The sequence below is a fragment of the Micromonospora sp. LZ37 genome, from assembly GCF_059359015.1.
In genome coordinates, this window is the sequence record NZ_JCADBL010000002.1 from 67,722 (window position 1) to 93,785 (window position 26,064).

At 69.3% G+C, this 26,064-nt stretch carries 22 protein-coding genes and 1 pseudogene; 9 read left to right on the forward strand and 14 right to left on the reverse strand.

The window, feature by feature from the left end; all coding sequences use genetic code 11:
• Positions 1 to 16 precede the first annotated feature (16 nt).
• The 4 genes from AC5L3Z_RS04405 to AC5L3Z_RS04420 are packed head-to-tail and all read right to left on the reverse strand — an operon-like array spanning position 17 to position 3,175.
• The gene (locus tag AC5L3Z_RS04405; protein WP_494839707.1) at positions 17 to 1,012 is read right to left on the reverse strand and encodes a DUF1702 family protein; all 996 of its coding nucleotides are present in this window, start codon (positions 1,010 to 1,012) and stop codon (positions 17 to 19) included.
• A gap of 53 nt (positions 1,013 to 1,065) precedes the next feature.
• Positions 1,066 to 1,647, reverse strand: a complete 582-nt coding sequence (locus tag AC5L3Z_RS04410) for a copper resistance CopC family protein (protein ID WP_494839708.1) — start codon at positions 1,645 to 1,647, stop codon at positions 1,066 to 1,068.
• Positions 1,644 to 2,216, reverse strand: coding sequence for a hypothetical protein (locus AC5L3Z_RS04415; RefSeq protein ID WP_494839709.1), 573 nt, complete (start codon positions 2,214 to 2,216; stop codon positions 1,644 to 1,646). The genes AC5L3Z_RS04410 and AC5L3Z_RS04415 overlap by 4 nt, the downstream gene beginning before the upstream one ends.
• Positions 2,174 to 3,175 carry a carboxymuconolactone decarboxylase family protein gene (locus AC5L3Z_RS04420; RefSeq protein WP_494839710.1) on the reverse strand — a complete coding sequence of 334 codons (1,002 nt, stop codon included), beginning with the start codon at positions 3,173 to 3,175 and terminating at the stop codon, positions 2,174 to 2,176. The genes AC5L3Z_RS04415 and AC5L3Z_RS04420 overlap by 43 nt, the downstream gene beginning before the upstream one ends.
• 429 nt (positions 3,176 to 3,604) lie before the next feature.
• Here AC5L3Z_RS04420 and AC5L3Z_RS04425 point away from each other — a divergent pair, with 429 nt between their 5' ends.
• From AC5L3Z_RS04425 to AC5L3Z_RS04435, 3 genes are all read left to right on the forward strand, one after another.
• The gene (locus AC5L3Z_RS04425; protein ID WP_494840602.1) at positions 3,605 to 4,135 is read left to right on the forward strand and encodes a DUF5987 family protein; all 531 of its coding nucleotides are present in this window, start codon (positions 3,605 to 3,607) and stop codon (positions 4,133 to 4,135) included.
• The gene (locus AC5L3Z_RS04430; RefSeq protein WP_494839712.1) at positions 4,132 to 5,769 is read left to right on the forward strand and encodes an FAD-dependent oxidoreductase; all 1,638 of its coding nucleotides are present in this window, start codon (positions 4,132 to 4,134) and stop codon (positions 5,767 to 5,769) included. The genes AC5L3Z_RS04425 and AC5L3Z_RS04430 overlap by 4 nt, the downstream gene beginning before the upstream one ends.
• A gap of 88 nt (positions 5,770 to 5,857) precedes the next feature.
• On the forward strand, positions 5,858 to 6,916 hold the full coding sequence (locus AC5L3Z_RS04435) for a carboxymuconolactone decarboxylase family protein (protein ID WP_494839714.1): 1,059 nt from the start codon (positions 5,858 to 5,860) through the stop codon (positions 6,914 to 6,916).
• Between the two features lie 63 nt (positions 6,917 to 6,979).
• On the opposite strand, the gene AC5L3Z_RS04440 is transcribed toward AC5L3Z_RS04435, so the two are convergent.
• The 5 genes and pseudogenes from AC5L3Z_RS04440 to AC5L3Z_RS04460 form a co-directional block, all read right to left on the reverse strand.
• A complete protein-coding gene (locus AC5L3Z_RS04440) occupies positions 6,980 to 7,480 on the reverse strand; it encodes an SCP2 sterol-binding domain-containing protein (RefSeq protein WP_494839716.1) in 501 nt (166 codons plus the stop codon).
• A 154-nt stretch (positions 7,481 to 7,634) separates the two neighbouring features.
• Positions 7,635 to 8,866, reverse strand: a pseudogene (locus AC5L3Z_RS04445) (dihydrolipoamide acetyltransferase family protein).
• Positions 8,867 to 8,876: 10 nt separating this feature from the next.
• Complete coding sequence (locus AC5L3Z_RS04450; protein WP_494839718.1) at positions 8,877 to 9,857, reverse strand: alpha-ketoacid dehydrogenase subunit beta; 981 nt, start codon at positions 9,855 to 9,857, stop codon at positions 8,877 to 8,879.
• Positions 9,857 to 10,993: a pyruvate dehydrogenase (acetyl-transferring) E1 component subunit alpha gene (gene pdhA, locus AC5L3Z_RS04455; protein ID WP_494839719.1), complete on the reverse strand. Its 1,137-nt coding sequence runs from the start codon at positions 10,991 to 10,993 to the stop codon at positions 9,857 to 9,859. The genes AC5L3Z_RS04450 and pdhA overlap by 1 nt, the downstream gene beginning before the upstream one ends.
• 109 nt (positions 10,994 to 11,102) lie before the next feature.
• Positions 11,103 to 12,311: an acyltransferase family protein gene (locus AC5L3Z_RS04460; protein WP_494839721.1), complete on the reverse strand. Its 1,209-nt coding sequence runs from the start codon at positions 12,309 to 12,311 to the stop codon at positions 11,103 to 11,105.
• A gap of 176 nt (positions 12,312 to 12,487) precedes the next feature.
• Between AC5L3Z_RS04460 and AC5L3Z_RS04465 the strand changes: the two genes are divergently transcribed.
• Complete coding sequence (locus AC5L3Z_RS04465) at positions 12,488 to 13,834, forward strand: FAD-dependent oxidoreductase (protein WP_494839722.1); 1,347 nt, start codon at positions 12,488 to 12,490, stop codon at positions 13,832 to 13,834.
• Between the two features lie 47 nt (positions 13,835 to 13,881).
• Here the strand turns inward: AC5L3Z_RS04465 and AC5L3Z_RS04470 are convergent, their stop codons facing one another.
• The 5 genes from AC5L3Z_RS04470 to AC5L3Z_RS04490 all read right to left on the reverse strand — a co-directional run bounded on the left by AC5L3Z_RS04470 (position 13,882) and on the right by AC5L3Z_RS04490 (position 19,513).
• Positions 13,882 to 14,319 (reverse strand): alpha/beta fold hydrolase, encoded by a 438-nt coding sequence (locus AC5L3Z_RS04470; protein WP_494839724.1) that lies wholly within the window; start codon positions 14,317 to 14,319, stop codon positions 13,882 to 13,884.
• A 533-nt stretch (positions 14,320 to 14,852) separates the two neighbouring features.
• Positions 14,853 to 17,027 (reverse strand): MMPL family transporter, encoded by a 2,175-nt coding sequence (locus AC5L3Z_RS04475; protein ID WP_494839725.1) that lies wholly within the window; start codon positions 17,025 to 17,027, stop codon positions 14,853 to 14,855.
• Between the two features lie 328 nt (positions 17,028 to 17,355).
• Positions 17,356 to 17,928, reverse strand: coding sequence for a dihydrofolate reductase family protein (locus tag AC5L3Z_RS04480; RefSeq protein ID WP_494839726.1), 573 nt, complete (start codon positions 17,926 to 17,928; stop codon positions 17,356 to 17,358).
• Between the two features lie 29 nt (positions 17,929 to 17,957).
• The gene (locus AC5L3Z_RS04485; RefSeq protein ID WP_494839727.1) at positions 17,958 to 18,740 is read right to left on the reverse strand and encodes an SRPBCC family protein; all 783 of its coding nucleotides are present in this window, start codon (positions 18,738 to 18,740) and stop codon (positions 17,958 to 17,960) included.
• A gap of 104 nt (positions 18,741 to 18,844) precedes the next feature.
• On the reverse strand, positions 18,845 to 19,513 hold the full coding sequence (locus tag AC5L3Z_RS04490; RefSeq protein ID WP_494839728.1) for a helix-turn-helix domain-containing protein: 669 nt from the start codon (positions 19,511 to 19,513) through the stop codon (positions 18,845 to 18,847).
• Positions 19,514 to 19,935: 422 nt separating this feature from the next.
• Between AC5L3Z_RS04490 and AC5L3Z_RS04495 the strand changes: the two genes are divergently transcribed.
• The 5 genes from AC5L3Z_RS04495 to AC5L3Z_RS04515 all read left to right on the forward strand — a co-directional run bounded on the left by AC5L3Z_RS04495 (position 19,936) and on the right by AC5L3Z_RS04515 (position 25,732).
• Positions 19,936 to 20,070 (forward strand): hypothetical protein, encoded by a 135-nt coding sequence (locus AC5L3Z_RS04495; protein WP_494839730.1) that lies wholly within the window; start codon positions 19,936 to 19,938, stop codon positions 20,068 to 20,070.
• 581 nt (positions 20,071 to 20,651) lie between these two features.
• Positions 20,652 to 20,936, forward strand: a complete 285-nt coding sequence (locus AC5L3Z_RS04500) for a helix-turn-helix domain-containing protein (RefSeq protein ID WP_494840603.1) — start codon at positions 20,652 to 20,654, stop codon at positions 20,934 to 20,936.
• 178 nt (positions 20,937 to 21,114) lie between these two features.
• The gene (locus AC5L3Z_RS04505) at positions 21,115 to 23,343 is read left to right on the forward strand and encodes an ATP-binding cassette domain-containing protein (protein WP_494839731.1); all 2,229 of its coding nucleotides are present in this window, start codon (positions 21,115 to 21,117) and stop codon (positions 23,341 to 23,343) included.
• Positions 23,344 to 24,001: 658 nt separating this feature from the next.
• The gene (locus tag AC5L3Z_RS04510) at positions 24,002 to 24,727 is read left to right on the forward strand and encodes a hypothetical protein (RefSeq protein ID WP_494839733.1); all 726 of its coding nucleotides are present in this window, start codon (positions 24,002 to 24,004) and stop codon (positions 24,725 to 24,727) included.
• A 252-nt stretch (positions 24,728 to 24,979) separates the two neighbouring features.
• The gene (locus AC5L3Z_RS04515) at positions 24,980 to 25,732 is read left to right on the forward strand and encodes a DUF4839 domain-containing protein (protein WP_494839734.1); all 753 of its coding nucleotides are present in this window, start codon (positions 24,980 to 24,982) and stop codon (positions 25,730 to 25,732) included.
• The last annotated feature ends 332 nt before the right edge of the window (positions 25,733 to 26,064 follow it).

The window sequence follows — 26,064 nt, forward strand, 5'->3', positions numbered from 1 at the left end:
TGGTGAGCGCCGCTCGCTACCGCGGGGACCCGGCCCGGGCGCCGACGGCGTCGCGGATCTTCGAGCGCCACACCTCGTAGTCGAGATCGCTCGCGGGCACGTCGGCGCCGGTGACGGCCACCTCGTCGGCGAGGGCCGCCGCCTGCGCGACCGTCAGGTCCGTCAGGGTGATGACCGCGATCGCGGTGTGCTCAGGCTCGAAGCCGGAGAAGACCCGCGCCTTGGCCGCGAAGACGGAGCCCTGCGCGACGTGGGTCCAGTGCTCCCCCGCGCCGTCGCGCAGCGCCGCGAAGCCGGAGGCGTCGCTGCCGCCGGCGAACGTGGCCGCCAGCCCCACGCCGCTCCACAAGTCGGCCTGCCGGTCCGCGGCGAAGCGCCGGACGGCGGCGACGACGTCCGGCACCTGCCCGCCGTGGATGAACCACAGCGCTCGGCCGACACCCTGGTCACAGGCGCGCTGGAAGTAGTCGGCGCGGCCCTGCCAGGGGTATGGGGCCAGCCGCTCCTGGCGGGTCACCCAGCGCTCGGTCTCGAAGTAGGCGCGGTCGAAGCCGTAGCCGTCCACGGCGAGCCAGCTCATTGTGGGGTAGTACGGCGTGCCGGTGAGATCGGGCAGGATCTTCTTCCACAGCGGCCGGGGCAGCCGGGCCATGGCGAACCCGATTCCGATGTAGGTCAGGAACGTGTGGGGCACGGCGGCGCCGGACAGCAGGCTCTGCGCGCGGCGGCCACGGCCGCCGGCCATCGCGTCGAGCACCGTGAGGGCCATCGTGGCGCCCTCGTAGGCGAAGCCGCGCATCTCCGGCTCCACCAGCTCCAGCCGCCGGACGAGCTCCGCCTCCGTGCGGGTGTCGATGCCCCATTCGAAGCCGACGAGCACCGCCTGCGGGATGGCCTCGAGCCGGCGGGTCGCGTCGGTCGGCACGACCGGGAAGCCCCGGTGCGCAAATGAGACTTCCTTGAACGACGGCGTCAGCACCAAGCGGCGCAGAGAGCCGAGCGTGGTCGGCATTGCCTTGCCTCCTCAACCTTGGGTGATCCAGGTCGGAGGCGGCGCCCCCGGCCTTAGGAACGTCGGTGTCGTCGTCCCAGGGGCCGCAGCAGCGCGTAGGCGAGCGCCAGCAGCAGCGCCGCGTCGACCCCGAGCAGGGCGACGTTCATCGGGTCGTCGCTGACGTGCTGGTGCCCCGGCACCGCCACGGCGACCTGGTCACCGGCGATCGGTGCCACCGGAACGTCGACGCCGAAGCGGGTCACGGCCGACAGCTCCGCACCGCCGGCCAGCCGCACGTGGTACGCGACGAGGTACGGGCCGTCGCCGGTCAGCGTGACGGGCACGGTGAGCGTGGCCCCGTCGCGCCGGACGGCGCCCGTGGTCACCGTCACGCCGTCCTCGCGGGCGACGCTGAGGTGGTAGTCGTACGGGGCGATCTCCCCGGTGAAGGTCGCGGTCACGGCCCGCGGCGCGGTGCGCACCGTGGCGCCGTCCGCCGGATCCATCGTGGACAGCATGGCGGGGGCCGGCTGCGCGAACAGCACGAAGCCCAGCACGGCGGCCGCGACCGCACCGGCGGCCAGCCAGAGGCCCCGGTTGCGCAGGGCCGACCGGAGCCCGCCGGAACGGGCTCCGGTCAGCGACGTCGTCATGGTCTCACGGCGCCGGCCACGGCCAGCGGCCTGGCGCAGGTGCAGGGGGCCGCGTGGGCTTCCGCCTGGGTCGGGCGCAGGTGCAGGATGACCGCGACCACCATCGGCAGGAAGACGATGGTGTTGTAGAACAGGTGCAGCTCCACCCTCGGGAGAACGAGCTGCAGCACGCTGGTGGGCACCGACTTGTCGAACAGGTAGTTGCCGGTCTGCGCCTGCAGGAACAGCAGCAGGTGCTCGATGTGGTGCCAGAACTGGATGACCAGGGCCACCGTCCACCACGTCCGCGCCCGGCCGGTGAACGCGCCGCGCAGCGCGAACATCGCCACCAGCATGACCAGCGCGTAGCCGTAGTGCAGCCACTCGCTCTTCACCAGCCACGGGTAGGCCAGGCCCAGCACGCCCTGGGCCTTCGGCAGCGGCCAGTGCAGCACCCAGATCTGGTACGCCTGCGCGATATGCTCGGCCCAGTGGGCCAGGACCACCACCATGAACACGTTCAGCCCGACGCGGTGGAACCGGCCATTCAGGCCGCCCTGCCGCGGTCGTGCGGCCCCGAGTTGTGCCATCCGCCATCCTCCAGGTATTCGAAGTTGTTCACCACCGGCGGTGCGGCCGTCCGCGCCGCCGCCAATCGGTTGCCGATCACCCGGGACGCGGCGAACGCCGACCAGGCGACCGCATCCACGAGCCCGGCGTCGGACGGGTCGAACCGCCGGAAATCCGCGACGACCCCCTCGTCGACCTGATACGACGACATCGCCGTCAGCAACGCCAGTCGGCCCGCGGGCCGCTCGTGCGCCGGCAGGTCCGCGATCAGGTCCTCGCACCAGGCCGCGCTGAGGCCGGTGTCCTCGCCCCGCCATGCCGCGAGCCGGTCCAGGACCACCCGGCGGACCGCGTCGGGCAGGGACCGCGCACCGGCGAGCTCGAACGTCCGGTAGGACCGGGCGACCGCGGCGGCGACGTGGTCGTTGCCGGCGGCCCAGGGCGCGCCCGCCGGCAGCGGGGCCGGCGCGAGCAGCCCGACGGACCGGCCGCCCGGCCGGGGTGTGCGCAGGGTGGGGCGCAGGAGTCGGCTGATCCCCTGCTTCATCCGCCGCCGCGATCTGGGGCCGAGACCCGGCGGCAGCAGGAAACTGGACAGGAACACGTTGACCACGCGACTGACGTAGTGGAACGCCACCGCGACACCGATCAGCTCGGCCCGTTCGGCCGCGCTGAGCCCGGCCGGCTCGGGCGCCGCGTCGTCGAGCTGGTGGGCGGTGCGGGCCCAGGCGGTCAGCGCCCGCAGCGCCGGGTCGGCCATCGTCTCCACACGGTCACCCGCGACGGCCTCCGCGTCGTGCTCACCGCTGAGGTCGTACATGCCGACGGTGTGTACCTCCACGCAGTAGGGACAGATGTTGGCCACCGCGACGGCGGCGGCGACCGCCTCCTTCTCGGCGCGCGGCACCGCGGGTGCCACCAGCGGCTCGCGGGTGAGCATCCAATACGCGGCCAGCAGGTCCGGCGAAGGCGAATGCAATTGCGCCGGCGGTACCACCAGCCGCATCTCATCGGCAATCTGCGCATAGACCTCGGCAACTATCCCTGAGGCATTGGACCATGGCACGGCGCTCACGTACTTAACCTGGCGTTGCACCACCGAGGAAGCCACCCGACCGACGACCACGACTTTCTCCCGTCATTCGCGACGGTGGCATGTGCTGACAACCACCCCACTGCGCGCCACGTTATCGGCCCGGGCGGTACCGCCGTAATACCTGACGCCGATATTCGCGGATCACCGCACGATCGGAGAACTCGGCGGTCAGCACGGCCGGAGGTGCATCGCAGAAACCTCGGCGGAGACGATGCGCGTGGTTTTGTTCCGCATTTTTCGTCAGGAGCCGCCGTGCAATCCGATACCTCTCCCGCATTCGCGTCCAATGCGGACATTGAACCCGACCAGGCAATGGTGATCGAGGCGTACGCGGACACCATCATTCCCGGCGAACGCCGCTTCGACGGGGACCGGGTCTGCCTCGGCGCGGCCCCCGGCGGCGGCGCGGTGGCCGCCGGCGCGCTGGAACTGCTGGCGTGGTCGGCCGGCGGGCTCGCCCATCAGCTCGAGACGATGGCGTTCCTGCTCAACATGCACGCCGGCGAGTACGCCGCCGAACACGACCTGGTCCTCGCCGACGACGTCCCCCCGTTCGTCGCCCTGGACTTCGCGCACCGTACCGCGCTCGTGCGCCGGCTCACCGACCCCGAGCACCCGGAGAAGCAGCTCTGGATCGGTCTCGCGCTGTTCAGCAACATGGCCTATGACAGCGCGGCGCACCTGAACACCACCGACGCCCTCGCCGCCGGCCATCCAGGCCTGCTCGCGATCGGTTACGCGGCGCCCGGCGCCGACGGCCTGTGGCGTTTCGCGCGGTTCTCGTACGGCCGTCAGCTCGCCGCCATCCACCCGAACACGACCCCGACCGGGAGCCCGGCATGACACACGTCGAATCGACCGACGTTCTGGTGATCGGCAGCGGCTTCGGCGGCGCGATCACCGCGTACCACCTCGCCGCGGGCGGTGCCAAGGTGGTCATTCTCGAACGCGGGCCCTGGCTGGAAGCCGACGAGTTCGACCACGACTTCAAGCTGGGATCGTCCTACACCCGGGCGTTCGACTTCGTCGTCGGCGACGGCATGAGCGTGCTCGGCGGCAACTGCGTCGGCGGGGGCAGCGTCGTGTACTTCGCCACGATGCCCCGGGCGCCGCGCTTCATCTTCGAGCGACGGGGCAGCATCGGCCGCCGGATGTGGCCGGCCGCGATCACCCGCGACACCCTCGACCCCTGGTACGACGTGGTGTCCGAGGCGCTGCCGATCACCCAGCAGCGATGGGACCAGGTGCCCTACGCCGGTGGGCTCTTCGCCGCCGCGTGTGCGCACGCCGGCCGCACCGCCAACCCGTCGCCGTCCGCCGTCGACGTCGACATGTGCACCAACTGCAACTGGATGATGGCCGGCTGCCGCTTCGACGCCAAACGCTCGCTCCTGCTCAATTACCTGCCCGGGGCGCTCGCGCACGGCGCGCAGATCCGGCCGCTGCACGAGGTGCAGCGCATCACCCGCCACCCTGACCGCTCCTACCGGGTGCACTACCGCATCGTCGACGACGAGGATTACCGTATCCTGCACGGCGAAGGCGCCATCGACGCGAAGATCGTGATCGTCGCCGCCGGCGCCGGCGCCACCCCGGTCATCCTGCAGCGCTCCGAGGCGGACCTCGGGACCATGCCGTATGCGGTCGGCCGCTACTTCTCCGGCAACGGCGAGCGGCTCAACACCGCAGTCTTCTCCGAGGAGCGCATCCGCGACGTCCTCGGCCTGGACCGCGGCGACGGCGTGCCTTACGAGGCGTATCAAATCGGCCGCGGCCCCACCGTCGCCAGCTGGGACAAGCTCGACGGCGACCTGCCGGAGTTCGAACGGTACTCGCTGGAGCAGCTGTACTTCCCGCCCGGCCTCGGCACGATCCTGGCGCAGGTCAAGGATCCGAGCGCGAGCAGCTGGTTCGGCGTGGAAAAGAAGGAGATGCTGCGCACCTGGAAGTCGTGGCTGACCATCTTCACGATGTCCGAGGACGACAATGAGGGCGTGTTCGGCCCGCCGCCGGAGACCGGCAACGCGCACCGGATGTCGCAGCAGATGCTCGGTCACGGCTCGCTGTCCTACAAGCCGACGAAGAACACCTGGCGGGGCTGGGACCTCTCCGACGCCGACGTCAAGGACATCCTGGAACGGGACGGGCTGGCGACGGTGACGCCGTGGACCAACGACCTCGTCGGCGCTTACACGGTCCACCCGCTCGCCTCCTGCCGCATCGGCGACGACCCTGCCACCTCGGCCCTCGACGACCGGCATGAGCTGCGCGGCCACCCCGGCATCTTCGTCACCGACGGCTCGGCCGTGCCGGGCGCCCTGACCGTTAATCCCGCGCTGACCATCTCCGCGCTCGCAGAACGCGCCGTGCCGGGCATTGTGCGGGCGTTGCAGGAGCGCGGCGTCGCCGTCACCTACGGAGCGCCGTCACCGACGGGCCTGTCGGCCGCGCGGCGGCCGGTGCTCGACCGTTCCTGAGCCCTCTCAGCAACCTCTGTCAGCCTGTCGGCAATCGGAGCCCGCCAGAATCCTTCCGGCGGGCTCCCGTCACCTCTGTGAGGCTTCCTTGACCGCGCTGCTCACGACCCGTGTGGCCCGCCGCGCCGCGCTGGCCCACGTCGAACATGTGACCCCCGTCGACCCGTCGGCCGCGACCGGGCTGGTCCGCGAGGTGTACCGCCAGGTCGAGCGAGACTTCGGCATGCTCGCCCCGCCGATCGCGCTGCACTCGCCGGCCCCGGCCGTGCTCGCCGCCGCCTGGGTCATGCTGCACGAGAGCCTGCTGGTGACCGCGACCACGCCCCGCGCGACGAAGGAGGCGGTCGCCATCGCCGTCTCGGCGGCCAACGCCTGCCCCTACTGCGTCGACATCCACGGCGCCACCCTGTCCGGTCTCGATGACCGGCTCGACTCGGCCGCGATCGCCGCCGACCGCCTCGACGACGTCACCGACCCCGGGCTGAGAGCCGTGGTGCGGTGGGCCCGCCGCCCGGTGCTGGACGCCGCGGCGCCGATCCCCGCGGCGCAGCTGCCAGAGCTCGGTGGCGTCGCGGTGGTCTTCCACTACATCAACCGGATGGTCAACGTCTTCCTGCAACCCTCGCCGCTGCCGCCGCTGACCGGCCCGGCGCGGCGCGGCGCGAAGTGGATGGCCGGACGCGTCATGAGCTCCCTCACCCATCGCCCCGTCGCCGCCGGCGCCGCACTGGACCTGCTGCCGCCAGTCGCCATCCCACCGGACCTGGCGTGGGCCGGGACCACCCGCATCGCGGAGGCGCTCGCCCGGGCCGGCTCGGCGATCGCGGCGGCGGCGGCATCGGTCGTCCCCGAGCGCGTCCAGGACCGGGTGCGGGCGCGGCTCGCCGCCTGGGACGGCGCCACGCCCGGGCTGTCAGCTTCCTGGGTGGACAGTGCGCTGACCGGGTTGCCGGACGACGAGCTGCCGGTCGGTCGGCTCGCGATGCTGACGGCGTTGTCGGCGTACCAGGTCGGCCCTGCAGTCATCGCCGGCTTCAAGCGCCACCACCCGCACGACGACGCGCTGGTCACCGTGGTGTCGTGGGCGGCCCTGGCCGCCGCCCGCTCCATCGGTGCCCGGCTACCCCTGCACGCACCGAACAGTTGACCAGAGCGCTGCGCTACGGGGCCGTCGGACGCCTGGCGTCCGACGGCCTTGTCGTCTGCGGCATCACGCCTTCGGCACGTCGAACAAGTTCGGTACCCGGGCGGTCAGCCCAACGTCGCCCCTCGCCTTGAGCTTGCCGAGCACGAACAGCGCGACGGGGTTGGCATTGCCCGTCACCATCTTCAGGAAGTCCACGCCGCCGATGCTCAGCTCGAGTGTCGGCGTCCGGTCCGGCGCGGACGACAGCGTGCAGGTGCGATCGGCGATGACGAGCTCGTAGGTGTCAGCTCCGCCGCCGGGCCGGTCGCCGACCTTCCAGTGCAGCACCGCCGTCGTCGTACCCGCCCGGTCGGCCCGGAACACGCCGGGCATCCGGTCGAAGATCGTGTCCAGCACCTCATGGCGCTGCTCGCCGGTGATCAGCCGGCGCAGGTCGTCGGCCGAGCTGCGCTTCACCAGTTGGGCGAACGCACGCGGCTCGAGCGTCGCCGGGTTGACATCGTGCACTGACATGGCAATCCTCTCTTCGCCGCTACCGGGGCGGGGCCAGCCCTCCCGCCGCATCCGTGCGATGCGAGGCGGCCATGTCAGCACCCTAGGCAACGCCGGACACCGCCATCGTCTTTGCTCGTGCGCATCCTGACCTGCGCATTCATGGCACGGCCGGACCGCTCGGCCCGTCGGGCCGGGCGGTTCGCGGGCGTCACGGGTGGCGGCATCAGCCCCAGGCGAGCAGGGCGCGCTCCGGGTCTTTTAGGAAGGCGCCGACGTCGCTCAGGAACCTGGAGCCCAGCTCGCCGTCGACGACGCGGTGGTCGAACGACACGCCAAGGGTGCTCACCCGCCGGCTCTTCACCTTGCCGCGGTGGGCCCAGGGCTGCTCGCGGATGGCGCCGAAGACCAGGATGGCCGATTCGCCCGGCGATAGGATCGGGGTGCCGGTGTCGACGCCGAAGACGCCGACGTTCGTGATGGTGAAGGTGCCGCCGGTCAGATCGGCCGGCGGTGTCCTGCCGTCGCGGGCGGTGGCGACCAGTGTGTTGAGCGCGCCGGCGAGCTCCCGCACCGTGCACGCGCCGGCATCCTTGATGTTGGGGACGATTAGGCCCCGCTGGGTGGCGGCGGCGATGCCCAGGTTGACGTGGCGCTTGACGACGATCTCGTCGCCGGCCCAGGTCGAGTTGACCATCGGGTACCGCCGGATCGCCAGCAGTACCGCCTTGGCCACCAGCAGCAGCGGGGAGACGTGCACGTCCCGCCAGTCGCGGTGGGCCTTGAGCTTTCTTAAGGCCTTCATCGAGCGGGTTACGTCGACCGTGAGGAACTGGGTCAGGTGGGGTGCGGTGAACGCGCTGGCCACCATGTTCTCCGCGGTCAACTTCCGCACGCCCTTGACCGGGACACGCTCCTCGCGCTCCCCGGTCAAGACGGGGCGGGGCGCCTGGACCGCGGCCGGAGCGGGCCGCGCCCCGGTGACGTCGTCGCGAGTGATCGAGCCGTGGGGCCCGGTGCCCTGGATGCCGGCGAGGTCCACGCCGAGATCCCGGGCAAGCTTGCGTACCGGAGGCTTGGCCAGCACAGAAACTCTGGTTACGGGTGCGGGCTCGTCGAGCACAACCGCCGCAGTTGCATTTGATTTCGGACGACGCTTGGCCGTGGTCGTCCTCGGGCCGTAGCCCACGAGCACCCGGTGCGACCGGCGGAGGGGTGGGTGTCGATGGCGATGATCGGGTTGCCGACCTCGACCGTGGCGCCTTCCGGGTGAAAGATCTTGGTCACCTGGCCGGCCCACTTCGCCGGGATCTCGACCGCCGCCTTAGCTGTCTCGACCTCGACGATCGGCTGGTTGAGCGTGATGATGTCGCCCTCGGCGACGAGCCACTTGAGGATCTCGCCCTCGGTGAGGCCCTCGCCCAGGTCGGGCAGGTTGAACTCCTTGACCCTGGTCATGCGCGGCCCCCTAGAACCCAAACGAGCGGTCGACGGCGTCGAGCACCCGGTCCAGGTCGGGCAGGTACTCCTCCTCCACGCGGGCCGCCGGGTACGGCGTGTCGAACCCAGTGACGCGCAGGACCGGTGCCTCGAGGGAGTTAAAGCACTCCTCGGTGATCCGGGCGGCGACCTCGGCACCGAGGCCCAGGTTGCCGGGGGCCTCGTGCACGACGACGGCGCGGCCGGTCCGGCGCACGGACTCGTACACCGGGCGCATGTCCAGCGGCGAGAGCGTGCGCAGGTCGATGACCTCGATGTCGCGGCCGTCCTCGGCGGCCGCGGTGGCGGCGTCGAGCGCGCTGTGAACCATCGGGCCGTAGGCGATCACGGTGGCGTCGGTGCCGGAACGGGCGACCCGCGAGGCGTGCAGCGGCAGGCTCGCGCCGCCGACGTTGACCTGCCCCTTCTCCCAGTAGCGGCGCTTGGGCTCCAGGAAGATGATCGGGTCGTCGGACTCGATCGACTGCTGGATCATCCAATACGCGTCGTCCGGGTTGGCGCACGAGACGACCTTCAGGCCGGCGGTGTGCGCGAAGTACGCCTCGGGAGACTCGGAATGGTGCTCGACCGCGCCGATGCCGCCGCCGAAGGGGATCCGGATGACGATCGGCAGGCTCACCTTGCCCCGCGAGCGGAAGTGCATCTTCGCCACCTGCGACACGATCTGGTCATAGGCCGGGTAGACGAAGCCGTCGAACTGGATCTCGCAGACCGGCCGGTAGCCGCGGATGGCTAGGCCGACCGCGGCGCCGATGATGCCGGACTCGGCCAGCGGAGTGTCGATGACTCGCTCGTCGCCGAACTCCTTCTGCAGGCCGTCGGTGATCCGGAAGACGCCGCCGAGCTTGCCCACGTCCTCGCCCATAACGAGCACCTTGGGGTCGCGCTCCATGGCGCGGCGCAGGCCGGTGTTGAGGGCCTTGCCCAGCGTGAGGTTGTCCGCCGCCATCAGTGCCCACTCCCTTCGAAGGACGCCTGGTATTTCGCGAACCACTCCTTCTGCTGCGCCAGCTCCGGCGAGCCGTGCGGGTAGACGTGGTCGAAGATCGTCATCGGGTCGGGGTCGGGCATGTCGAGCACGCGCTGGCGCAGCCCGACCGCGGCGACTCGGGCCTCCTCGTCGATGGCGTCGAAGTACTCGTCCTTCGCCATGCCCTGCTTGGTCAGGAACGCGCGCAGCCGCTTGATCGGGTCCTTGGCCTGCCAGGTCTCCACCTCGCTGGCGGTGCGGTACCGTGACGGGTCGTCCGACGTGGTGTGCGCGCCCATGCGGTATGTGTACGCCTCGATCAGCGACGGGCCCTGTCCGTGCCGGGCGTCGTCGAGGGCCTTACGGGTGACCGCGTAGCAGGCCAGCACGTCGTTGCCGTCCACACGCAGGCCGGGGAAGCCGAAGCCGGACGCGCGTTGGTACAGCGGGACGCGGGTCTGCCGCTCCAGCGGCTCGGAGATCGCGTACTGGTTGTTCTGGCAAAAGAACACCAGCGGCGGGTTGAAGACCGAGGCCCAGATGAAAGCCTCGTTGACGTCGCCCTGGCTGGTCGCCCCGTCGCCGAAGTACGCGATCACGGCCTCGCCGTCGTCGGCGCCCACCGTGCCGTCCATGACGATGCCCATGGCGTAGCCGGTCGCGTGCAACGCGTGCGCGCCGACCACGATCGCGTAGGTGGCGAAGCCGGACTCATGCGGATCCAGAGCGCCCTGGTCAACCCCGCGGAACAGGCTCAGCGGCATGATCGGGTCGACGCCGCGGCAGTACAGGACGCCGTGCTCACGGTAGGTCGGAAACACCATGTCCCGCGGCCGCAGCGCCCGGGCCGAACCGACCTGCGCCGCCTCCTGCCCCAGCAGGCTCGGCCACAGCCCGATCTCACCCTGCCGCTGCAACGCCGTCGCCTCGGCGTCGAGCCGGCGGACCACGACGAGGTCACGGTACAGCGAGCGGTACTCGTCATCGGTGAAGCCGACGGAGTAGTCCGGGTGGTCGACCCGGTCCCCCTCCGGCGTGAGCAGCTGCACGAACACCGGATCCGGCCCGGCCGCCCGCGGGGCGGGGGGCGCAGCCGTCGCTTCGCCATGCGTCATCCCATGTCTCCCTGTCGTGTCTGGCGTCGGCAGCGCGGACGGCCCTGCCGCGCAGCGGGCGGAGCCCGACCGCCGATCGGGCTCCGCGCTCATGCGTGCGGGCGGGTCGTCACGCCTCGTGTCGCTCCAGCGGCTGACTCGCGACCACGGCGGGTGTCGGCTCGGGGGTGACAGGCGTGGCGGACACCGGTTCGGCCGGGGCGGACGGCTTGCGCCGCGGCCGAGCCCAGCGCCGCATCATCGGCTCCTCCACCAGCCGCGTCATCAGCCAGGCGACCACGATCGTCGCCGCCAGGATGCCTGCGAGGATGCCGAGGGCGGTGGGCACCGGCCAGGTCCGGCCGACGCCGAGCGGGATGTGTCCGTACAGCAGAACCAGGAAGTGGACGAGAAAGAACGCGTAGGAGATCGTGCCGAGCCACACCAGCGGCTTGACCCGGAACGACGAGCGGCGTCCAGTCGAGTCGGCGACGGCCGCCGCGGCGATCAGCAGGGCGATCGGCAGCACGATCGTCGCGGCGAAGCTGTAGAAGCTGGGGAACATCAGGATCTGGAGCACTACGCCGACCGCGACAAGCGCCAATGCCGGCAGGATGCGCAGCCCGATCCACCGCTTTTGGATCACGATGCGGGCCATCAGCATGCCGAGCACGAACTCCAGACACCGGGTCAGCGGGAACCACTGCATGAACCATTCCTGCTGGATAGACATGTTCAGCATGGGCAGCATGTCGGCCTGGGCCATGGGCAGCTGCCTGGCGATCGCGGGGAGCACGACCGCGATGACGGCCGTCACGGAGCCGGCCGCCCACCAGAGCCCCTCGTCCGGGATGCGCTTGATCAGCCGGTACAGCAGCGGAAACATGAGATAGAAGAACAGCTCGCAGCTCATGGACCAGGCGACCGTGTTGGTGGAGACGATGACACCGATGTTCGGGTACCAGGACTGCACCATGAACGTTCCCGGGACCAGGTTCGGAAAGTCGATCAGCTTGAACGCCCACCAGGACAGCACGATGGCGGCCACCCACGTCACCAGGTAGTTCGGATAGATCTTGACCAGTCGGCGCCGCCAGAACAGGCGCTTCGGCTCTCCTTCCCGCACCGACCAGGTCAGCACGAAGCCGCTCAGCACGAAGAAGAACACGACCCCGATCCAGCCAATGGAGTAGCTGTACTTGACGAGGCTGAACTCCTTCTCGGGCGGGAGATACCCGAGGAGGGCGGCGTGGCTCGCGAAAACCATCAGGGCGGCTAGGAATCGCATTCCGGTCAGTGAAGCGAGCCGGGAACCGTCCTTGCTCAGCGGCGCGGTCATGATTCCTCGTCTCCTGTAACGATCATTGTCCATAGATGATGGGTGCCCATGGCAGAATGTTCACACCAGACTTGTGGGTGCACATCTCTCGCGTTGCTGCGCTGCGGCCGCCGGTTGGCGGAAGTCCGCAACAATGAAGACGCTATCGCTGTCAATCGATAGATACAGTGCGGTTCATGACCAGCGAGGCGACTGCGGTCGTGATCGGGGCGAGCATCGGTGGCCTGCTGGCCGCCCGCGCGCTCAGCGAACACTTCACGCGGGTCATCGTGTTCGACCGGGACGAGCTGCCCACCGCACCGGCGAACCGGCGGCGGGTGCCGCAGGGCCGGCAGCTGCACGTGCTGCTGGCCCGCGGCCGCTCCGCGCTCGAGGAGTTGTTCCCGGGCCTGTCCGAGCAGCTGCGCGACGCCGGCGCGCCCATCGTCGACCTGCACGAGCAGGTCCACTGGTACAACGACGGGTACTCGATGCGGCGCGCACCGTCGGACCTCATCGGTATCGGCGTCAGCCGGCCCCTGCTCGAGCACACGATCCGCGCCCGGGTCGCCGCGCTGCCCGGGGTCGAGCTGCGGCCGCGGACCACCGTGACCGGGCTGCTCACCGACGCCGCCGGCACCACCGTCACCGGCGTGCGCATCCTCGCGGACAGTGCTGCCGGGACGCCGGACACCGTCACGGCCGCCCTGGTCCTCGACGCCGGCGGTCGCTCCTCCAGCAGTGCTCGCTGGCTGGCCGAGCTCGGCTGGCCCGCACCGCCGGAGGAACACCTCCGCGTCGACGTCACCTATGTCACCCGCCTGTACCAGCGCTGCCCGGAGCATCTCGACGGGCTCCTCGGCGCACTGACCAACGCGGTGCCGGGCGCGCCCCGGGCCGGGATCGCCGCGGCGCTGGAGGGCGACCGCGTCGCGATCGCGCTCAGCGGCATGCTGGGCGAGCAGCCACCGACCGACGATGCCGACATGGTGGCCTTCGCCGAGCGGCTGGCGGCACCGCACATCGCGCGGATCGTCCGGGACGCGCCACCGGCGGGCGAGCCGGTCACCATGCGGTACCCGGCCAGCGTCAGACGCCGGTACGAGCGGCTGCGCCGGTTCCCCGCCGGGTACCTCGTCGTCGCCGACGCGCTGTGCAGCTTCAATCCGATCTACGGTCAAGGCATGACCGTCGCCGCGCTGGAGGCGCTGCTGCTGCGCCGCCTGCTCGCCGGCCGGCACACCGGGATCGCCCGGGCCTTCTTCCGCGGCGCGGCCCGGATCATCGACGGGCCGTGGACGATCGCGGTCGGCACCGATATGCGCTTCGCCGAGGTGCCAGGGCGGCGCAGTGCCCGCGTGCGCTTCATCAACGCGTTTGTGCACCGCCTGCACATCGCCGCCGCCGACGACGCGGTGCTCGGCGCGGCGTTCCTGCGGGTGCTCAACCTCGTGCGACCGCCGGCGTCGCTCCTCAGGCCGGGCGTCGTGGTGCGGGTGCTGCGCGGAGCGCTGCGGGCCGGGGGGCAACCGCGCTCCCGGTGACCGTGACGCGGGCCTCCTCGGGAGGAGACCCGCGTGTACCTCGGCGGCTAGCGCAGCAGCGCGTACCTCGTCGCCGGCACCAAAGGACCGCCGCCCCGCAGCGCCCGCGCCGAGGCGCCGGCCGGCACGGGTTGCGGCAGGGCATCACAGCTCGCGTCGGGCCCGTCGCCGGATTGACGTGGCGGCTGCTTCGGGTACAGCGTGGCGTACACCTGACCGACGTAGGTGCCGTAGGAGAAGCCGTACGGGTTGATCTCGCTCACGCCGAGCGCCTTGCGGATGGACTCCACGTCCCTGGCGGCGTCGAGCGTCGTCATGTGGTCCAGCAGGACGCCGCCGGACGAGCCGCACGCGTCGGCGTAGTGCCGGACCCGGTCGAGCCAGGACCGCTCGATGTCCGGGTTGCGTGGAACGTAGTCCGGACGGGGCCCGTCGAATAGCCATTGTCGCAGGACAAGGCGGGTACGCTGACGCCGACACCGCACGGGTCGTAGCCGACCCAGTCGTAGGCGTCCCCGATCCCCACAGGGACGCAGGTGTCCGCCGTGCAGCGCCCGGAGTTGCCGGGGCCACCGGGAAGGGCGAGGATCACGCCCTGCCGGTCCTTCCGCGGCCGACTTCGCCCTGAACCGCGGAAGGGCGAGCTGGATTCTTGCCATCCGGCCGGCTGTAGTCCAGCGGCACGTCGAGCATGCCGCATTCGGCGCCGGCGCCAGACGAGTCGGCCGGCTCGCACGGCTCCTAGGTGATGCCGGCCGTCGGCGCCGGGTCCGTCCCGGGCGTCGCCGAGACGCCGCCCGCCCCGAGCGTGACGCACATCGTGGCGACGGCCAAGATGCCGAGTCCTTTTGAGATCTTCCGTTCCACAGACCCCCCTTGATGTGGAGACACCATGTCCGAGCACGGTTTGTGCTTCGCAGGCGTCGATCTCACCGTAGAGGGCAAGCGAGGGGCCGCAGTACTCTCAGGATGCGCGACGGCCCGGCCGCACCGCGGCCGGGCCGTCGCGACGACGCCGCTACTGCACCCGCTCCGGTTCCGGCTCCGCCTTATTCAGCGCGACGGCGGCATCCCCGGCCGTGGGTTTCGTCGATTCCCGGTCTCCGTGCCCCGGCCACCAGGCGCCGTGCCCGATGAGCGCGGTGAAGGCCGGCACGAAGAAGAACGACATGACGAACGCCGACAGCACGATGCCGATCGCGACCGCGAAACCCATCTGCTGCAGGAACGAGATCGGCGCGATCATCAGGACGCCGAACGTACCCGCGAGGATGAGCCCGGCCGCGGCCACGGTCGGCCCGCCGTGCTCGACGCCGAGCGCCGAGGCCTCCCGGGGCTCCTTGCCGGCGCGGGCCTCCTCGCGCAGCCGGGCGATCATCAGGATGTTGTAGTCGGTACCAATGGCCACGACGAACAGATACAGGATGATCGGCAGCTGGAAGGTGATGCCGGGCTTGTCCTGCATGCCCTGGAACACGTAGACGGTGGCACCAAGCGTCGCGGCGAAGTTCAGCAGCACCGCGACCACCAAGTACACCGGCGCGACGATGCTGCGCAGCAGCAGGGCCAGGATCAGCGCGATCAGCACCGCGGCCACCGGCAGGATCACCGACAGGTCACGGTTGTTGGCCGAGTTGATGTCGGCCAGCACGCCGGTCGCGCCGCCGACCACGGCCTTCGTGCCGGCCGGCGCCTTGCTGTGCAGGTAGTCGCGCAGGTCGTCGCGGACCAGCGAGATTGCCTCATTGGACACCGGGTTCTTGTTCAGCAGCACGTCGATGCGAACGAGGCCCGGCGACGAGCTGGGCACGGCCTCACGCACCTGGCCGACGCCGGGGCCGGCCTTGGCCGCCGCCGTGAAGTCCGCGACCGCCTGCGGGCTCAGCGGCGAGCCGTCGAGGGTGGTGAGGTACACCTCGGTCGGCTGGGCGGCGCCGGCCGCGAACGCCCGGGCCAAATCGGTCTGCGCGAGCGCAGACTCGGTGTCCTGCGGGAACCCGGCGCCGAAGTCGTAGTCGGACTTGTACGTCAGGGCGCCGGCGGCCAGTCCGAGCAGGATGAGTGCCGACAGGCCGGCGACGATCGCGGGCCGGCGACCGACGAGCGCTCCGAGCTTGCGGGACATAGCGGCCTTCGGCGGGCGCTGCCAAGCCTTGGACGGCCAGAAGACGAAGCGGCCGAGCTTGGAGACCAGCGCCGGAACGAGGGTCAGCGACGTGACGAGCATGACCCCGACCGCGATCGCCAGGCTTGGGCCGAGCGAGCCGAAGAACCCGAGCGAGGCCAGCAGCAGCACGAGGAAGGCGACCACGACCGCGCCAGCGGCCGAGGCGATGACCTCGCCGACCCGCTGCACGGACACGATCATCGAGGTCTGCTTGTCGTCGCCGGCGCGCAACCGCTCCCGGTACCGGAACAGCAGGAACAGTATGTAGTCGGTGCCGATGCCGTACAGCACGATGAGCAGGATCGTCTGCAGATCCTGCCCGACGTTCCAGCCCAGGGCCTTGCCGGCGATCGCGATGAGGCCCGTGGTCACCGCCATGGCGATGCTGATGATGACGACCGGGAGCAGCGCCGCGACCGGGCTGCGGAAAATGACCACGATCAGTCCGATGATGAGCACGATCGTGGCACCACCGACGATGGCGAAGGCGCGGTTGAAGGTGGCCTCGTTGTCCACGAACGACGCGACGTCGCCGCCGACGCGGGCGGTGAGGCCGGTGTCCTTGAGGTCCTCGGTGAGTGCCGAGCGTAGGCTGCGGATCGCGTCGCCCAGTACCGGGTCGCCCGGCGAGTCGGCCTGCAGGCCGACGTTGACGAGCTGGATGGACTTGTCCGGCGCCAGCGCCTGCGGACCGGTCTCGTACCCTTCGGTGCGGGCGATGCCGCGCGCCTTGAGCTTGCCGGCGACTTGCGACACCGTCGTGCTGTCCTGTTCGGACAGCGGCGCGCCGTCGGAGCGCTTGACGACCACGAGCGCGGTGGCGACGGTCTGCTTGGGGAACGCGGACTCGGCGAGCTTGATCGCCTGCACCGACTCGTACTTGGACGGCAGGAAGTCGCTCTGCTCCCCCGAGGTGATGTCACTCAGCGAGGGCGACAGACCAATGATCGTGAATGCCAGGAGCAGCCACCCGGCGATCACCCACCAGGCCCTGCGGACGACGAACCTGCCCAACCAGCCGAACATGGATCTCCCCCTTGATGTCGTCTCCGTTGGACGACGAGGTATAGCGCGATAAATGCGCGAGTGGCCCGGAATCGCCGGGCGAGCTCATGGTTGTACGGCCGCCCGCGGGGCCGGCAGCCACGGGGGCGCGGCGGCGCACAGGCAGGCGGCGGCGAGAATGGTGCGCGAGCCGATGTCGATCGGCAGGCCGCGGACGACAGCGCAGCGGCTGGCGCGCTGGCGACCCAGAGCGGCAGCGTTCGTCGCGGGCGGGCGGGCGGCGTAGTTCACCGGGTTGGTGCGGCCTGATCGAACCGCACCAACCCGGCCGGGGGAACTCGAGTCAGGCCTAGGAAGCCGGTACTTCGCTCGCCTTGCGGTACGTCAGGCCGACCACCCCGTTGCCGAAGGGGATGGCGCTGACCAGCTCGAGGGCGCGCGACTCGGGCACGTCGAACAGCGTGGCGCCGCTGCCGACCAGGTACGGGTAGACCGTCAGCCGGTACTCGTCCACGAGGTTGGCGCGGACCAGGGACCGCAGGAAGCTGATGCCGCCGTACGCGGCGATGTCCCCGCCGCCCTCAGACTTCAGCTTCTCGATCTCCTCGACGAGGTCGCCGCGGGCGATCGTCGTGTTCTCCCAGTCGGCCCGCTCGAGGGACTTGGAGAACACGACCTTGCGGCCCTTGTTCAGGATGTCGGCCGTCGGGTCGCCGGCCGCGTTCGGGAACCAGCCGGCGAAGCCCTCGTAGGTGTTTTTGCCGAAGATGTGCACCTCGGCGCCCTGCTGCACCTCGGCCGTCCAGGCCGCGTGCTCGGCATCGTCGGGGATGGAGCGGGCGAACATGAAGAAGGGGCTGCCCTGCTCGCCGATGACGCCGTCGAGCGAGTAGTCACCCACGCCCACCACTAGCTTGCGCATGCGTTGTTTCTCCTGTCGTGGTAGCAGTGCTAGTTGTTGGTCAGGAGTCCCTCTGGGGTGCCGTCGATCTGGACCTCAGCCCACATGGGACGCCAGTCGTGCATTTCGTGGTACCGGCGCAGTTCCGCCAGACCACTGAGCGAGCCCAGCCAACCGTCGTACGGTGGCTGTGCCCGGTCGTACCGGCTGCGGAAAAACGTCAGCCGGGTGTGGCCGTCACCGGCGTCGGCCACCTCCCAGGACGCAACCATCTCGCCCCAGTCGACGGACATCGAACGCCCCGGTTGCACATCGATGATGCGGGCGGGGTTGCCGTCCACATCGAATCCACCCATCGCCCACCGGCCGCCCGGGTAGAGCTCGGCTTCGACCTTCACCCCGAACCACTTCGCGATGTGCTCGGGCTCGGTCAGCGAGGCGAACACCGCGTGCCGGTCGGCCGCGATCAGGACGTCCCGGCGCAGCTCCGGGCTGGTGAAGTCGCATCCCCCGACGGGATCGCGCCCCTCCAGGTGGTCGGCCAGGTTGGCCAGGGTGAGTGCCCAGTAGGTGTGCATCAGGCACCGGTCACCGGTCTCAGTCAGCACCTCGGGCCAGCCGGGCACGTCAGTCTGGGTGAGCGTCAGCAGGGTCGCGTCGGGCTCACCGCCGCCGGACTCGCCACGCAGGCCGATGTCGACGGCGGTCGCGACGCCGTCAAGCCGCCACTCGAAGCGCAGCGACGTGTCGTCCGCGTGCAGCAGGTGCTGGTGCGGCACGGTACCGTCCGGGGTGAAACGGCCCCAGAACTCGTACCGGCCAGGCACGTCCACCCGGACGTCCTCGGCTAGCCACACGCGCATCGCCGCCGGGTTCGTGAGGGCCTCGCGCACTGTCGCGATTGGCGCGTGGATGCGGATGCACTTGCGCAGCGTGCTCATCGGTTCCGTCCCTGCCCGGTCTCGCCATCAGTCGCGGGCCGCATCTCGTGCCGGTCGGGGTAGCAGGCGATGGCGAGCCTGAACGCGTCACCCTCGTCGCCGCCGTACTTCGTGAAGAGGTCCTGCAGCGCGTTTCTCAGGTCCGTCATGAACTCCGACCGCTGCTCCGGCAGCAGCCGGATCTCGCCTGAGACCCCCAGTGACGGCAGGTCCGGCTCCGGCGCGGCCCGGGCCCGGCGCCTGCGCGGCGGCTGGGACGCCTCAGCATGCTCGGCCGCCCGACGCGCCGCCCGGTCCAGCAAGATGGCGACATCCGACTGGACCTCCTCCATGAGGTCAAGGAGGTAGCCGAGGCTCGCCTCGTCGCGCTGCGGTCGCTCGCCGATCCGCCCGACAAGGCGGGGAGAGATCCAGTAGGCGCGGGCTGTGGCCTGGTAAATGCCTTCGTTGATGCCGTGGACCCGCCGCTGCGAGACCTGGGTGACCAGATCATGTTCGACGAGTCGCTTGACGTGGTAGTAGACGCGCTGGGAGGTCTGGCCCAGCGTCGCCGCGAGCTCGGTGCACGAACGGGGCTCGGCCAGTTGTTGCAGCAGCTCGATGCGCTGCGGCTTGAGCAACGTCTCGGCCTGCTCGAGGCGCTCCAGGTACAGGAGGTCTCTCATCACAAGGGCATCTTGTACGCCAAAAATCATTTTGTCAACGACCGGATTCGGCCAGGTCGGCGGCTATGGTGGTCACACGGCCTTCGCGCTTGCGTTCTCGATCGCGCATTCACCTACACGGCTTACCCCGAAGGAGATTGCCGTGGCCGAGCCGAACGAGCTGCACCTCAACGCGGCCATTGCCGGCGCCCGCACCGACCCACGCCGCAGCACTGCGCGTGTGGCTGGCCAAACATGCCGAGGTGGCCCTGCCCGACTGGTACGAGTTTGGCGGTGCCATACCCCCCGACGGCGCGGCGCCGCACCAACGCCTCCTGCAAGGCGACGGGCGCGGCCTGCGGTTCGTATAGACGGTCGAAGGGGTCGAGTCCACCGTCGAGATCGCGCTGACCGAAACGCCGGACATCGAACATCCCCTCACGATGCTCACACTGACGCAGACCGACATGTCTGACTTCGCCGAGATCATGTCCGACGCGGTGGGCGTTCGCGGCGCGCTTCAGTCGTTCTGGTCGCTGTCGATCTCCAACCTGGCCGACCACCTCACGGGCCGCTAGGTCCCCCCGAAGTGTGACTTCACGGCGCAGCGGCTGGAGGGCTCGGTGGAGATCGACGTGACGCGGACGCCGTGATCGAGTCGCTCACCCGGGCCGATCAGTTCAGCCAGTGCTCCGGCGCCACCGTCGGCATCGAGCGGCGTCTCGTCGGCCGGTTCTCGATGACTGGCTTCGACGTCGACCCGGACGGCGCCCGTTCACCGGGTTCGAACCATCGCGCCACGCGGCGCTGCGGCTCTCGGACGGCCTCGTCGCCCACTGAGAGCTGGCCAGCTCCCAGGGCCGGACCAGGCTGACGTCCGTCCAGAGCGGGTTCGACCTGGACGATCCGCCGTACCGGGCTGGGCCAGTCAACTCGACGGCATCTCCCGGCTGCGGCAATACCACGAGGCGCCGGCGATGCGGACGATCTGGCGCCGGTTCGACGCCCCAGGCGTCCCGGCCGGGATGCTCATCAACAACGAGGGGTGACGGCCCGGCCCCGGCACACCGGAGTACGTTGACAAAACAATTTTTGGCGTACAAGGTGTCCTGATGAGAGAGACCTCCTGCACTTGGAGCGCCTCGAGCAGGCCGAGACGTTGCTCAAGCCGCAGCGCATCGAGCTGCTGCAACAACTGGCCGAGCCCCGTTCGTGCACCGAGCTCGCGGCGACGCTGGGCCAGACCTCCCAGCGCGTCTACTACCACGTCAAGCGACTCGTCGAACATGATCTGGTCACCCAGGTCTCGCAGCGGCGGGTCCACGACATCAGTCACCCCGCTCGACCAGCCGGCGTCGGACTAAGACGCCGGAGCAGGAGCTCCCGTCATTGGGCGTCTCCGGCGAAATCCGGGTCCGGCCGGACCAGCGGCCGGATTCCATGACCGATCTAACGGCCGCGCTGAAGGGCATCTTCAGCAAGTACGGCGACGCGTTTAGGCTCGCCGTCGCCTGTTACCCCGACCGGCACGAGCTGGACACAAACCCGACGACACAGCGGGCAGCGGATAGCCTCCCGACCCACCGCCATTTCGCATCCTCCTTCGACGTTATGGGGCACCCGTGCAGGAATTCATCGAGGTCCTCGGCGCACGCGAGAACAACCTCAAGGACGTGAGCGTCCGCATCCCCAAGCGGCAGATCACCATCTTCACCGGTGTCTCCGGATCGGGTAAGTCATCGATCGTTTTCGACACCGTCGCCGCCGAGGCGCGGCGGCTGCTCAACGAGACCTTCAGCGCGTTCGTGCGCAACTTCCTGCCGAAGGTCACGCAGCCGGACGCCGACGCCATCAAGAACCTCAACATGGCGGTCATCGTCGACCAGAAGCGGCTGGGCGGCAGCTCGAACTCGACCGCCGGGACGGCCACCGACATCGCCCCGTTGCTGCGGCTGCTCTTCGCGAAAGCCGGGCAGCCGAACCTCGGCCACGGCTACCTCTTCTCGTTCAACAACCCTCAGGGCATGTGCCCCGACTGCAACGGCATCGGCCAGAAGATGGGGTTCAATCGCGACACCGCTCTCGACTACGGCAAGTCGCTCGCCGAGGGCGCCATCCAGCTGCCCGACTACAAGATCAACAGTTGGGCCTGGAAGGTCGTAATGAGTTCGGGACTCAACACCGACAAGAAGCTGGCCGACTTCACCGACGCCGAGATGGACGAACTGCTCCACGCCGAGGCGCGCAAGGTCGACCTGGGTGGCGGCGTCGAGCTGAAGTTCGAGGGCTTGATCGTCACGTTCAACCGCCGGTACATCAAGAAGGATGTCAAGTCGCTGTCCGAGCGCGCCCAGAAGGCCGTGCTCCCCTTCATGAAGATGACGCACTGCGACCTGTGCAACGGCTCGCGGCTCAGCCAGCAGGCGCTGTCGAGCCGGATCGGCGAGCACAACATCGCCGACTACTCGTCCATGCAGATCGACGAGCTGATCGACGCCCTCAAGAAGATCGACATCCCGCTCGCCACCCCCATCGTCAGCACGCTGCTCATCCGCCTGCAGCACTTGGTCGCCATCGGACTGGACTACCTAAGCCTCGACCGCACCACCGACACCCTCTCCGGGGGCGAGTCGCAGCGCGTCAAGCTCGTGAAGTACCTCAACGGCACGCTGAACGACGTCATGTACGTCTTCGACGAGCCGAGTGTCGGCCTGCATCCGCGCGACGTGCACCGGCTCAACGACCTGCTCCGGCAGCTGCGGGACAACGGCAACACGGTGATCGTGGTCGAGCACGACCCCGACATCATCAAGGTGGCCGACTACGTGGTCGACATGGGCCCGCGGGCCGGCTCGCAGGGCGGCACCATCGTCTTCGAGGGCAGCTACCCGCAGCTGCTCGAAGCCGACACCCTCACCGGCCAGTGGATCGGCAAGGCCCTGTCGATGAAGGAGAAGGTCCGCAAGGCTAAGGGCGCGCTGCCGATCAAGAACGCCCGGGAGAACAACCTCAAGAACGTCAGCGTCGACATTCCGGCCGGGGTCTTCACGGCCGTTACGGGCGTGGCCGGCTCGGGCAAGAGCTCGCTGATCAACCACTCGTTCATTCGGCAGCACCCCGACGCGATTGTCATCGACCAGAGCCCTGTCGGCGCGAACAGCCGTTCGATCCCGGTCACCTACACCGGCGTCATGGACGTCATCCGCAAGCTCTACGCGACGGCCACCAAGGCCAAGGCATCGTTGTTCAGCTTCAACTCCACCGGCGCCTGTGAGAACTGCCAGGGCAATGGCTACATCGTCATCGACCTGTCGATCCTCGACGAGTCCAAGCTGGTGTGTGAGATCTGCGAGGGCAAGCGCTTCAAGGAAGAGGTTCTCGCCTACAAGCTCAACGGCAAGAACATCGCCGAGGTGCTGGACATGACCATCACCGAGGCCCTGGAGTTCTTCGAGCACCCGGAGATCACCACGAAGCTGCAGGCCATGCATGACGTCGGCCTCGGCTACCTGACGCTCGGTCAGCCGCTGAGCACGCTGTCGGGCGGTGAGTGCCAGCGGCTTAAGCTCGCCGGGCAGCTGCACAAGAAGGGCAGCATCTACGTGATGGACGAGCCGACCACCGGCTTGCACGCCTCCGACACACAGCATCTGCTCGACATCATCGACCGCCTGGTGGACAGCGGCAACACAGTCGTTGTCATCGAGCACAACCTCGACGTCATCCGTCAGGCCGACTGGATCATCGACATGGGTCCCGAGGGCGGCAAGAAGGGCGGCCAGGTGGTGTTCGCCGGCGTGCCCAAAGATCTGAAGAAGAACAAGCAGTCGTTGACGGCGCAGTACATCTAACTCGCCCAGGAGATGGCACGGCGGTCGGCCACGCCGACCGCCGTGGCACCCTGCAGCGGACGGAGCATCCCGACGTAACCCCGTTCGCCGTCGTGACCGCCCGTGCAGTCCTCGCGGACCTACTGTGGCGCAACTAGGGCGAGCTGTGGCCGGCAGTACACCAGTACGGGCAACGGCGTCCGCTGGCCGTGCTCGCCGATTCCGTGGTTGTGCAGCAGGCGCAAGGCAGTGGACGGGTTCGCGGGACCCGCGATCAGCGGTAGCGCCCGCCGCGGCGGGATCACGCCGGGACCGACCGGCACCGGGCAGGTGCCGGCCGGCTCAACGGTGCGTGACCACCTCGGGCAGTACAGACGGCCACTGGGGTGGTGGGTCCGCTGCCCGGGAGTGCGGGTGGCGATGCTGGCGGCCGCGACCAGGTCGCGGTGCCCGGAGAACTGGCAGTGACGCGCGGCAGATGAGGGTGCATAGCTGGGTGGCCTTCACCAGCGCGGACGCCATGCCGCTGGTGACGTAGCGCGGGTCATGGTGGAAGTGGCAGCCGGAATGGCACCATCGACGGTCACGACTGGACACGTGCTGGAAACATGTGGTCATGCATGGTGGAGTGCGTGCTGTGCCCGTTGCGGCGGCCGGGCGGACGTGGCGGTGGTGGGCCATGTTGCGGCTCGCTCTGGTCCTGTTGTGGCTGCTTGCGGCAGCCGTCAGCTGGTGGACGGCACCCCGGAAGCAAAGCTACGAGCAGGCTAGGGCGGACGTGGCCGCTGGCCACGTGACGGCGTACCAGTGGGGCGACAGCTGGGCTACCGACGGCAGTCCGCGGCCGTGGTTCGGTGCCTCCGATCTGCGGGCGTCCAGCACCCTCGGTCCGCTGTTCGCGTGGCGAACTCCCGATGGTCGGGTGTACTGGACCGACACCGAAAATTTCGACCAGGTCACCACCACGGGCGCCGTCGACCCGGCGAGCTACTCCGGGCCCGGTGCCGTCGGCATCGCGCAGGATCTACGGGCTGGCGGCCTGGTGCACCGCGCTGGCGAGGTCCAACCCTCGGGGGTCGCCGTCGCCGGGATCGGCCTGGTCCTCGCTGCCGTCTTCCTCGGCGTGGCTGTTGCCGGTCCGGCTCCGGTCCTCGGCACTCGATGGTTCTGGTTCTGGCTGGTCTCCACCGCACCGTACGGCCTCGGGCTGCTTTTCTGGTTGTTCCGGGATCGCCCCTGGTCGCGTCCAGCAGTGCCGGCCGCCATGCCCGGCGATCGGGAGCGGCGGGATCGTGGGCTACTCGGTCTATGTCTCGGCTTCCTCGCGACGATCCTGATCAGCCTTCTGCTGCTGACGCTCCACGAAGCCCTCGGTGATCGGTGGGTACCGCTGCCCCACGGCTAGAACAACCAGAGGGACTGGCACGATCGAACACCCGGGACCCGACCGTACGTCAGAGAGTGGTTGCGGTTTCGGCCCGGGCCTCGTGCCCTATCCCGTCAACGACCTTGCGCCCCCGTTAACCAACGGCTCGGAACCCGCCGCGCCACAAGCCGACGAGCCCGAGGCCACCTCGACCCCCGCTAACCTCGCTGAGCCCCTATCCTCGCGAGGAGTCCATGAGCGATGAATCCGATTCGGGGGTCTGGGAGCCGCATGGCTGACGACGGTGTGCAGTACGAGTTCAAGTCCGTGCAGGCAATCCGCGGCATTGAGGCCAGGTCGATCGCGAAGTGGCAAGAGGCTGGTTGGGAGTTCGTCGACCAGAACCATGGGACGTTGCGGACAACGCTGAACTTCCGCCGCCCGAAGCCGAAGGTCCCGTGGGTACTCATTGCCATGGCGGCCGGTGTCGTCCTGCTCCTGGCCATCGTCGGCGGAGTCGCCAGCGCGCTCCAAGGCGGAGACGACAAGGACCCCACGCCGACCAAGTCGCCGAGCGAGACGACCGTCGTGGCCAGCGGAAAGCCCTCGGAGACGCCAAAGCCCGAAGAATCGGCTTCAGATGAGTCCGACGCGGACCAGGTCCTGACGGTCAAGAACAGCAAGGATCTCGCGGCGCTCATGGCGGTGCCCGACTACTGCGACGAGACGATCGGAACGTTCGCGGCCAAGTACGAGGGCAGGAACATCGAGTTCGACGGTTCCATCGCATCGATGCTGAATCACGGCGAATACAACACTCGCTACGACATCCTCGTCTCTCCCGGAAATAAGGGCCCGAAATCTGTGGTTGGGCCCGCATTCAAGTTCGAAGACGTCAACGTCCCTGACCTGCATCTCACTGGCGCGAACATCCCGGATTCCGTAGGTACCGGCGACCTTCTCCACGTCGTTGCTCGGGTTGGCGAGTACAACCCGAACCAGTGCCTGTTCTTCCTTGAGCCGGTCTCTACGAAAATTCGCTAGGTGACAATCGGATCATCATCGACCGGCGTGCACGGCCGGGGCCTACTCCACCGACCGGGGGTTCACCTGGGGTGGCAGGGAGTGGCCCACGTTCACCCACGTCGCCCCGACCCCTGTTCGCCCAGCACACGACCACCTCCGGAGCACACGAACGCGGTTTGTGACCGGCGGTCGCCGCGGTGACCCGCCTTGGCGCCGGTTTACCCAGGTTGGCATCCGCTGGAGAGCACACCGCGCACATCATCGATGACCAACGACGTTCTGTCCGCATACCTACTGTAGGTGCCGCCACCGGAGAACCACGGAGCGCTCACCCCGGGGTCGCTCAGACC